11 protein-coding genes are annotated in these 9,731 nt (G+C 69.7%); 7 read left to right on the top strand and 4 right to left on the bottom strand.

The features are described from left to right. The first annotated feature begins 54 nt into the window (after positions 1-54). The 3 genes from dnaA to Q4I23_RS26395 all read left to right on the top strand — a co-directional run bounded on the left by dnaA (position 55) and on the right by Q4I23_RS26395 (position 4,242). Entirely contained in the window at positions 55-1,608 is a 1,554-nt protein-coding gene (gene dnaA, locus Q4I23_RS26405; protein WP_454020204.1) for a chromosomal replication initiator protein DnaA, read from the top strand. Positions 1,609-1,789: 181 nt separating this feature from the next. Beyond that, complete coding sequence (locus Q4I23_RS26400) at positions 1,790-2,974, top strand: extracellular solute-binding protein (RefSeq protein ID WP_498528181.1); 1,185 nt, start codon at positions 1,790-1,792, stop codon at positions 2,972-2,974. A 206-nt stretch (positions 2,975-3,180) separates the two neighbouring features. Continuing rightward, on the top strand, positions 3,181-4,242 hold the full coding sequence (locus Q4I23_RS26395; protein ID WP_498528180.1) for an ABC transporter ATP-binding protein: 1,062 nt from the start codon (positions 3,181-3,183) through the stop codon (positions 4,240-4,242). A 6-nt stretch (positions 4,243-4,248) separates the two neighbouring features. Here Q4I23_RS26395 and Q4I23_RS26390 read toward each other — a convergent pair whose 3' ends face one another. The 3 genes from Q4I23_RS26390 to Q4I23_RS26380 are packed head-to-tail and all read right to left on the bottom strand — an operon-like array spanning position 4,249 to position 6,858. Next, positions 4,249-5,865, bottom strand: a complete 1,617-nt coding sequence (locus Q4I23_RS26390) for a copper resistance CopC/CopD family protein (RefSeq protein WP_498528179.1) — start codon at positions 5,863-5,865, stop codon at positions 4,249-4,251. Positions 5,866-5,881: 16 nt separating this feature from the next. Beyond that, positions 5,882-6,421: a YcnI family copper-binding membrane protein gene (locus Q4I23_RS26385; RefSeq protein ID WP_498528178.1), complete on the bottom strand. Its 540-nt coding sequence runs from the start codon at positions 6,419-6,421 to the stop codon at positions 5,882-5,884. 38 nt (positions 6,422-6,459) lie between these two features. Further along, positions 6,460-6,858 carry a DUF2946 family protein gene (locus Q4I23_RS26380; RefSeq protein WP_498528177.1) on the bottom strand — a complete coding sequence of 133 codons (399 nt, stop codon included), beginning with the start codon at positions 6,856-6,858 and terminating at the stop codon, positions 6,460-6,462. 183 nt (positions 6,859-7,041) lie between these two features. On the opposite strand from Q4I23_RS26380, the gene Q4I23_RS26375 reads away from it, so the two are divergent. Both Q4I23_RS26375 and Q4I23_RS26370 read left to right on the top strand, forming a co-directional pair. Next, positions 7,042-7,926, top strand: coding sequence for an ABC transporter permease (locus tag Q4I23_RS26375; RefSeq protein ID WP_498528176.1), 885 nt, complete (start codon positions 7,042-7,044; stop codon positions 7,924-7,926). Between the two features lie 10 nt (positions 7,927-7,936). Further along, positions 7,937-8,746, top strand: coding sequence for an ABC transporter permease (locus Q4I23_RS26370; RefSeq protein WP_094301474.1), 810 nt, complete (start codon positions 7,937-7,939; stop codon positions 8,744-8,746). A gap of 12 nt (positions 8,747-8,758) precedes the next feature. Here the strand turns inward: Q4I23_RS26370 and Q4I23_RS26365 are convergent, their stop codons facing one another. After that, positions 8,759-9,001: a hypothetical protein gene (locus Q4I23_RS26365; RefSeq protein ID WP_035670021.1), complete on the bottom strand. Its 243-nt coding sequence runs from the start codon at positions 8,999-9,001 to the stop codon at positions 8,759-8,761. Between the two features lie 163 nt (positions 9,002-9,164). On the opposite strand from Q4I23_RS26365, the gene Q4I23_RS26360 reads away from it, so the two are divergent. Both Q4I23_RS26360 and Q4I23_RS26355 read left to right on the top strand, forming a co-directional pair. Further along, the gene (locus Q4I23_RS26360) at positions 9,165-9,581 is read left to right on the top strand and encodes an acyl-CoA thioesterase (RefSeq protein WP_454020197.1); all 417 of its coding nucleotides are present in this window, start codon (positions 9,165-9,167) and stop codon (positions 9,579-9,581) included. Positions 9,582-9,588: 7 nt separating this feature from the next. Next, positions 9,589-9,711 (top strand): twin-arginine translocation signal domain-containing protein, encoded by a 123-nt coding sequence (locus tag Q4I23_RS26355; RefSeq protein WP_498528175.1) that lies wholly within the window; start codon positions 9,589-9,591, stop codon positions 9,709-9,711. Positions 9,712-9,731 lie beyond the last annotated feature (20 nt).

Genomic DNA, 9,731 nt, shown 5'->3' with positions numbered 1-9,731 from the left:
GCGTATAATCGTCGGCAGCGTCAGATGTGTATAAGAGACAGGGGTAGGGGAAGCATGTCGGTCGGCGCGTCGTTGGATCAGCAGTGGGCCCGCATCCGGGGCCGCCTCAAGGACGAGGTGGGCGAGATCGCCTACCGCAGCTGGCTGCAGCCGCTTTCCTTCGCCGGAATCCGCGGCGGGGAGGTGCGCATCGTCGTGCCCACCCGCTTCATGCGCGACTGGGTGCTGACCCACTACGCCGACCGCATCCGAAACCTGTGGGCCGGCGAGAATCCGGACGTCCTGTCCATCGACGTCGTGGTCGCCTCGGCCAACGCCCCGTCCATGCTGATGCCGGAATTGACGTCGGATGGGGACGCGGGCGAGCCGTCGCGCGACTCCGCTCCGGCGGACGGCGCCGGCGGCGGCCCGCTTCCCCCGGCACCCGCCCCGCGGGCCGCGGCGCTCGGCCAATCCGCTTCCTATGGGGCCGCTTCCTACGGTGCCAATTCCTACATCGGCTCGTCCTATTCGGCGGGGCCGCCCTCCTTCGCGTCGGACGAGTCGCCCACAGCGGTCGCCTCGGTGCTGGAGGACCGTACCGACATCTCCGCGCCGCTGGACCCCCGCTTCACCTTCGAGAATTTCGTGGTGGGCAAGCCGAACGAGCTGGCCCACGCCGCCGCCCGGCGCGTCGCCGACGCCACCTCGGTCACCTTCAACCCGCTGTTCCTCTACGGCGGGGTCGGGCTCGGCAAGACGCACCTGATGCACGCCATCGCCTGGCAGATCCGGCGGAACGATCCGAACCGCAAGGTGATCTACCTGTCGGCGGAAAAGTTCATGTACCAGTTCATCCGGGCGTTGCGCTTCAAGGACACCATGGCCTTCAAGCAGCAGTTCCGCTCGGTGGACGTGCTGATGATCGACGACGTGCAGTTCATCAGCGGCAAGGACAGCACCCAGGAGGAGTTCTTCCACACCTTCAACGCGCTGGTGGACCAGAACCGTCAGGTCATCATCTCCGCCGACAAGAGCCCTTCCGACCTGGAAGGCATGGAAGAGCGGCTGCGCTCCCGCCTCGGCTGGGGCCTCGTCGCGGACATCCACCCGACCACCTACGAGCTGCGGCTGGGCATCCTGCAAGCAAAGGCGGATGCGCTGAACGCGGCCATCCCGCTGAAGGTGCTGGAGTTCCTCGCCCACAAGATCACGTCCAACGTGCGCGAGCTGGAAGGGGCGCTGAACCGCATCGTCGCGCACGCCGAGCTGGTCGGCCGGGCCATCTCGCTGGAATCGACGCAGGAGGTGCTGCACGACCTGCTGCGCGCCAACGACCGCCGCGTCACCATCGACGAGATCCAGAAGCGGGTGGCGGAGCATTTCAACATCCGCGTCGCCGACATGCATTCGGCCCGCCGCGCCCGCGCCGTGGCCCGCCCGCGGCAGGTCGCCATGTACCTCGCCAAGCAGCTCACCGCCCGCTCTCTGCCGGAGATCGGGCGCAAGTTCGGCGGGCGCGACCACACCACCGTGATGCACGCGGTGAAGAAGGTTGAGGAACTGCGCACCACCGACCCTGCCTTTGCCGAGGACGTCGAGCTTCTCCGCCGCATGCTGGAGAGCTGAGCGGGCGGTTACAGGTCGATGAAGTTTGCGCCCACTCCCGCTTGAGCCATGGACGGCGCCCGGATATCGCGGCACAGTTGCCGCTGCGGCGGAGTCCGGCAGGACCGGTTCCGCGGCCGGCCCCGCGATGGGCACAGCCAGCATGAATTCGGGCCAATAAGAAAAGGGGAGAGCAGGTGCCATGACCAAGGTTCCGGAAACCACCAGCCTGGAACAGCGCTCCAGCGCCGAGACGCAGCGCGCCGCCAAGGGCTTCACCCGCCGCCTGCTGCTCCAGGGTGCGGCCGCCGTTGCGGGTGTCGCCTCGGTCGGCCCCTTCATCCTGCGCGAGGGCCGCGCCGCGTCGGGCAGCGTCAAGATCTTCTCCTGGGCCGGCTACATCAACCCGGACATGCTGGCCGACTTCGAGAAGAAGACCGGCATCAAGGCCAGCCTGACCGAATACGGCACCAACGACGAGCTGCTGAACCAGCTCAAGGCCACCGGCGGTGCCGGCTTCGACATCATCCACCCCACGGTGGACCGCGTGCCGAACTATGTGGAGTTCGAGCTGGTCCAGCCGCTGGACGAGTCGAAGGTCAAGTGGGACGGCTGCCTGAAGTCGGCGGTCGAAGGCTCCGCCGCCATGGGCGGCGTGGTCGGCGGCAAGCGCTTCTTCGCCCCCGCCGACTGGGGGACCGAGGCCATCGCCTATGATCAGGCCAAGGCGCCGCTGACCTACGGCACCGCCAGCTACGGCGACCTGTGGAAGCCGGAGCACGCCGGCAAGGTGACGGTGCGCGGCCATTCCGGCCTGATCGGCATCGGCCTGTGGCTGGAAGGCCAGGGCAAGCTGCCCCACCCGATCCGCGAGCAGTTCAAGGACGAGGCGAAGGCGCGCGCCAACTTCGACGCGATCCTTCAGGTCGCCGCCGCCAACAAGAAGGCCATCGGCCAGTTCTGGTCGAACGAGAACGAGGCCCAGGGCGCCTTCCGCACCAACGGCTGCGTCATCGGCCAGACCTGGGACTCGTCCGCGGTCGCCCTGCGCAAGGAGGGGCTGCCGATCCGCTTCCTGGCGCCGAAGGAAGGGGCGCTGGCCTGGATGGAGGGCTTCGCGATCCCGGCCAAGGCGGCGAACCTGGAGCAGGCCTACGCCTGGATCAACTGGTTCTACACGCCGGAGGCGGGCGCCCTCTACACCAACCATTCCGGCATCTCCAGCACGGCGGTCGGGGCGGAGGCGCATCTGTCCGACCTGAACAAGCAGTTCTTCGCCGACGCCTATCCGGGCGACGCGCTGCAGAAGCTGTGGTGGTGGCCGATCCAGGAGGCCTGGTACGTCTCCATCCGCAATGAGTACCAGGACCGCTTCCTGGCGGCGTGAGTGCGACCCTCTCCCGCCTCTCCGCCCAATATCCCCTCTCCCCTCCGGGGAGAGGGTTAGGGTGAGGGGGATGTGCTTTTGCCGGACGTACCGCCACGCGCAACCCCCTCACCGGCCCTTCGGGCCTCCCTCTCCCCGGAGGGGAGAGGGTTAAGGATGGCGGCGTGTGATCGTCCCACAAGGGATTGATTTTCAATCAGGTGCTTATGAGTCAGGACGTCCAGCTCGAGTCCGTCACCATGCGGTTCGGTTCCGTCACCGCCGTCCGCGACGTGTCGCTGACGGTCGGGGCGGGGGAATTCTTCAGCTTCCTCGGCCCGTCGGGCTGCGGCAAGACCACCATCCTGCGCATGGTCTCCGGCTTCATGGAGCCGACGGAGGGCGCCATCCGCATCGGCGGCCGTGACATGCGCGGCATCGGCCCGAACAAGCGCCCGACCGCGCTGATCTTCCAGAACCTCGCCTTGTTCCCGCTGATGACAGTGGCGGAGAACATCGGCTTCGGGCTGGAGGTGCGCGGCGTGCCCTTGGCGGAACGGCAGGGGCGGGTGCGCAAGCTGCTCGATCTCGTGGCGCTGCCCGACGCCGCGGAAAAGAAGGTGACGGAGCTCTCGGGCGGCCAGCGCCAGCGCATCGCCATCGCCCGCGCTCTGGCCGTGGAACCCGCCGTCCTGCTGCTGGACGAGCCGCTGTCGGCGCTGGACCTGAAGCTGCGCCAGCACATGCGCGCCGAGCTGCGCGACCTGCAGAAGCGGACCGGCGTGACCTTCATCTACATCACCCACGACCAGGGCGAGGCGCTGACCATGTCCGACCGGATCGGCGTGATGTCCAGGGGCGTTCTGGAGCAGGTGGGCGACGGCCGGGCCATCTACGACCATCCGGAAACCGCCTTCGTCGCCTCCTTCGTGGGGGAGAACAACCGCTTTTCCGGGACTGTCGCCGAGTCGGCCGACGGGTTGGCCGCTCTGGACACGCCCCACGGCCGGCTGATCGGGCGCAACCCGCGCCGCCTCGCCCCCGGCGACCGCGCCACCCTGTTCGTCCGGCCGGAGCGTATGGCGGCGGGGGCGGGGGCGGAGAACGCGCTGGAGGCGCGGGTCACCCACCGGGATTTCGAGGGCGCCTTCATCAACGCCTTCCTGGAAGGCGGCATCACCGTCCAGGTCCCGCATCTCGGCGACGAGCCGCCGCTGACCCCCGGCGACCCCGCCCGGATCGCCTTCCGGGCGGAGGACGCCGTGGTGCTGCCTGACACGCCGGCGTAAAGCCGTTCAGCGGCCCACCGGGACAACCGCGCGGAAGGGCACCTTTTCGAAGTCGCTGACCAGCGCGTCGAGCCGCACCGCCCAGGCCCCGGCCACCGGCAGCGTCACCCCGTCCGCCGCATAGACCCCGGGCGCCACCTTGGGCAGGGGGCGGGTGATGCCCTCGATCCCGGCGGCGGGCAGGGCCAGCTCCGCCGACACCTCCAGCGCGTCGAGGGGCGCGCCGCCCGGTCCCGTCAGGCGCATCTCGACGCGGTTCGCTCCCGGCGCCGCCGGGGTCACCGTGACGATGGCCGTGCGCCCGCGGGCCACGACCGCGGTGCTGAAGCCCGCCGGCTTCTCGGCGAAGACCGGCAGGGCCTGGGTGCGCGGCGGCGGGGTGGTGCCCAGCCCGGCGGTGAACAGCACGACCAGCGCCGCCACCACCATTTCGGTGTGGACGCTGGCGCGCAGCCGGGCTGCGGCCTGTCCGCCCATGACCTCCAGCCGCGGTGTCAACCGCCAGCGGTTGACGGCGGCCAGCGCCAGCAGGGCCAGCGCGCAGACAATCTTGCCGGTCCAGATCTGGCCGTAGGCGGTGGTCAGGATGGTGCGCGGGTCGCCGAGTTGCAACGCGCTCAGCCCCACCCCGGCCAGCAGCAGGACGGCCACCGCCGGAACCGCGATGGCGGAGAAGCGCCGAACCAGCCGCAGCGACTCGGCCGGCGGTTCTGTCCGCAGCAGCACGGCCAGCGGCCAGAAGCTGCCGATCCAGAAGGCCACCGCCAGACCGTGCAGGGTGACCAGCGGCACGCTGAGCCAGCGCGGCTCCGCGGTCGCGGCGTGGCCGGTGGCGGCCAGCGCCAGCGCCGCCCCAACCGCCCCGGCGACCAGCAGCACGCTGCCCGCCGTCCCACGCTCCTCCAGCGCCAGCCCCAGCGCGGCGGCGATCAGGCTGAGCAGGGCCAGGAGGACGCTCGGCCCCGCCGTGCTGGTCAGGCCGGCGATCCAAGGCGGGGCGCTGGCCAGGGCGGACAGCGGCGCCCCTTCCAGCACCGCGCCGGCCAGACCGGCGTTCAGCACGGCCACCAGGGCGGCGACGCCGACGCCCAGGCACAGGCCGGGGCGCAGGCGGCGGTTCAGCGGACTCCACCGCCCCGCCACCAGCACCAGGAACAGCCCGCCGCCGACCGCCGCGAGCAGGCTTCCGTAATGGAGCGCCCGGACCACGGCGGCGGCCAGCAGCGTGGCCGGCGGTGTCGCCCCCCCCAGCTCCACAGGTCGTTCCGGTTCCGCACCGATCCCGAACAGGAGCGATCCGGCGACCGGGTGACCGTCCGCCGAGCTGACGCGGTAGCTGAGGATGTGGGTCCCCACCGCCAGCCCGCCGGGCAGCGCGACGCGAAGCGCCCCGTCCCCGGCGGCCGGGGCGGGCAGGGGAAGCGTCACCCCGCCGGGGCCGATCAGCGTCACCGACACCGGCCGAACCGGTTCGTTGAAGCGCAGCACGGCCTCGGCGGGCGGGTTGTCGAGCCGCGCCCCGTCCTCCGGGGCGCTCTCGACCAGCACGGCATGCGCCAGGGCCGGCGCGGACAGGGACAGCAGCATCAGGGCGGCGACCCACCCCACGACCAGCCGGCGCATGCGATCGTCCCTTCCCTTACGGCTTGGCGGTCAGGGTGACGCCGGGGGCCGGCTCCTTGACGTCGTGGTCGGTCTTGCCCGGCTCCGGGATCTCGATCCAGCGGTGCACGCCCGTCTCGCACTCCTGCACCACGGGGAAATAGACCACGGTGCCGGGGGCGTCGTCGGGCAGGCGGGCGCGGAAGACGAACTCGTCGTAATGGGCGTCCGGCAGCGAGCCGCCGGTCCAGGCGATCTCGGTGACGCCCTTGCTCAGCGACTCGCCGTAATAGTCGTAGGCCTTGGCGTATTGGCCCTCCTTGGTCGTCAGGGTCCAACCGGGCTTGGGCATCGGCTTCACCGCGATGACTCCCTCCGGGATCTGCACGCGCAGGGCCACGGTGGGGGACGCGCCGCAGCCATGGCCGACGCGCAGCACGCCCTTGTAGGTGCTGGCGGCGGGGGCCTGCTTGGTCTCCAGCGTGGTGTGGGCGAGGGCGGCGGAACCAGGAAGAAGACCGGGCAGGCAAGCGAGGACGGCGGCGGCCAGCAGGGCGCCGCGGGTGTTGCGGATCATGGGAACTCTCCGGTGTGGGTCTGTCTGAGGGTGTCGGTTCAGACACCCACCGGAGGCGCCCTGGCGGAGAAGGCGCGCGGGACGCGGCCGGCCCCGGCCTCGTCGTCCGTGGGCAGCGGAACGGCGGCCAGCACGATCCCGGCCGGCGGCAGCGGGGCCGGTGCCAGGACCGGACCCAACAGGGACCCGCCGCCCAGCGACAGGCAGATCGGACAATAGGTGACGTGGCCCGGCGTACCGTCCGGGACGGGGCCATGGTCGGAGTGCTGCACGGCGGAGGCGTCGGGCGCGGCGCCGGAATGGCAGATCGAGCCGGCCATGGCGAGCTGCGCCGACTCCGCCAGCACCCTGGCCAGCGGCGCCGGGACGTGGGTGGCCATGACCAGGGCGTGGAAGACCAGCACCAGCGCGGCGACCCACGCTGTTGCTTCCCTCATCACCCCGGATGTCCGCCATGCATGCATGACGCCACTATGGGCACAGTCCGGGGACCGAAAAAAGGCAATAAAAATGTGGTTATTTGCTGGAGCATAGCCTCGCTTGCGCTCCGGCCCGGGGTCGTGAGAGGCTTTCGATCCTAAGAATCTCGGCTCTGAATCTCAGCGGGTGGGGGAGTGGTCATGGGCGGCGTGCTGCGCCGGTACGGTCCGGTTCTGACCGTGGCGATCCTGCTGGCGGTGGCCGCGTGGCTGCTGCTGCTGGTCGTGCTGCCGCAATTGCTGATGGTGGATTTCTCCTTCCGCCCGTCGCTGCCGCCCAGCAAGGCCGGTGGGCCGGAGGACGTCTACACGCTGCGCAACTACGCGACGCTGTGGACCAACCAGATCCATCTGGCGATCTTCCTCAAGACGATCTGGGCAAGCAGCCTGGTCACCGCCGTCACGCTGGCGGTCTGCTACCCCGTCGCCTTCTACATGGCGCAGGTGGCGCCGCGGCGGCGCCTGCCGCTGCTCGTGTTGATGCTCGTCGTTCCCTTCTGGATCAACGAGCTGCTGCGCACCTTCGCCTGGTACATCATCCTGGCCTTCAACGGGCCGCTGAACGCGCTGCTGGTCGGGCTCGGTCTCTATTCGGAGCCGCAGCGGCTGCTCGGCGGCGACGCCGGGGTGATCATCGGGATGGTCTACGTCTACATCCTCTTCATGGTGTTCCCGATCATGAACGCCATGGAGTCGCTGGACCGCAACCAGATCGAGGCGGCGCGCGATCTGGGGGCCGGCTGGCTGCGCATCCACCGCCGCATCGTCATCCCCCACGCCAAGCCGGGCATCGCGGTCGGCTGCATCATGACCTTCATGCTGGCGGCGGGCAGCTACGCCGTGCCGGCCCTGCTGGGCGGACCGCAGAGCCGCTGGTTCACCGAGGTCATCTACAACTGGTTCTTCGAGGGCGGGAACTGGAACCAGGGGGCGGCCTACGCCTTCATCCTGCTGATCCTGTGCGTCTCCTTCATCCTGCTGATGATGCGGCTGTTCCGCGTCGGCCTCACGGATATTGCGAAATGATGGGGGCGAAATGACCGCTGCCACCTTCCGCCGCTGGCTGACCGGCGCCTATCTGGTCCTGTTCTTCGGCTATCTGTTCCTGCCGCTGGGGATCATGGCGGCGGCGACCTTCAACAGCAGCCGCTTCCCGACCGTCACCCCCTGGATGGGCTTCACGCTGCAATGGTTCGGCGCCCTGTGGGCCGACCAGCGCATGTGGCAGGCGCTGGGGACCAGCCTGCTGGTCGGGGCGGGGGTGATCGCGGTGGCGGTGCCGCTGGGGCTGGCGGCGGCGCTGCTGCTCGACCGGCTGCACAGCCGAGCGCGGACCTTCCTCTACGCCGTGATGGTGTCGCCGCTGCTGACGCCGGGAGTGATCGTCGGCATCTCCACGCTGGTCTTCTGGCGCGAGTGGTTCGGAGTGACCGGCGGCCTGTTCCTGACCATCCTGGCGCAGTCCAGCTTCATCGCGGCCTACGCGATGCTGCTGTTCCTGGCGCGGCTGCAACGGTTCGACCAGACTCTGGAGGAGGCGGCGCTGGATCTGGGCGCCACCCACGGGCAGGTGTTCCGGCGGATCACGCTGCCCTATCTGACGCCGGCCATCCTGTCGGCGTCCTTCCTGGCCTTCCTGCAGAGCTTCGAGAACTACAACACGACGCTGTTCGTCCGCGGGCTGGACACCACGCTGACGGTCTACATCGCCTCGAAGGTGCGGACGGGCCTGACACCCGCGGTCAACGCGCTGTCGCTGATCCTGATCGCGCTGACCATCCTGGGCGCCGTCGTCTACGAAATCCTGCGCCGGCGCGAAGCGCGCCGGCAGCCGGACCCCGCGTGACGGCGGCAGACCTTATTCTTCGCTTTCGTCCGCATCCGCTTCGATCTGGGCGGCCAGATCGCGCAGCATGTCGATGACGTCCTCGTGGCTGGTCTCGTCCACGGCGGTGTTCACGGCGGCCTCGATCATGGCGACGGCGATGTAGGGGCCCAGGACCCCGCCTTCCTTGATCGCCGCCTCGAGATGCTTCTCGGCGACCGACAGGGCCTTCTCGAAGAGGGCCTCGGCCGTCTGGTTGGTGCTGTCCTTGCTCATCTTGCGGTCCGTTGCGGGTGTTATGGTGCGACTCCTATAACACCGGCCCGCCCGGCTTGGCGCGGCAAATCGGGACGGTGCGGGGAATGACCGTCATGCCCGGGCTTGCCCCGGCCCGCGCCACCGGCCACATTCGGCCCCAACCACCATTCGACAGGCGACCATGACCGATCCGACCCGCCCCGACCTCTACCGTTTCTGGATCGCGGAGCATGTGCGCTTCGCCGACCTCGACGCGCTCGGCCACGTCAACAACAACGCCATCGGCGTGTATTTCGAGCAGCTTCGCGTGTCGCTGGTCCATGAGTGCGGCGGTTTCCGCGGCGAGTCCCCCTGGACCGTGGTGCTGGCGCGCAGCGTCATCGACTACAAGGCGGAGCTGCTGTTCCCGGCGGACATCCGCGTCGGCGCGCGGGTCGCGAAGGTCGGCAACACCTCCGTCGTTCTGGGGGCGGCGATCTTCGACGGCGACCGCTGCATCGCCGTGCAGGAGGCCGTCTGCGTCATCGTCGACAAGGACAGCCACCGCCCGACCCCGGTTCCGGCGGACCTGCGCGACGCCCTGGCCCGCTACGTGTGAGGACGCCGTGCCGCCCTTTCTCCCGCTGACCCGCCGCGATCTGCTGACCGGCTCCGCCCTGCTGGCTGGGGCCGGTCTGCTGCCGCGCGCGGCCCGCGCGGCGGTGGGGCTGTCTCTTATACACATCTGACGCTGCCGACGATTATACGC

This window comes from Azospirillum sp. UFLA03-27, assembly GCF_059803775.1.
This window is presented reverse-complemented; position numbering and strand designations above follow the sequence as displayed.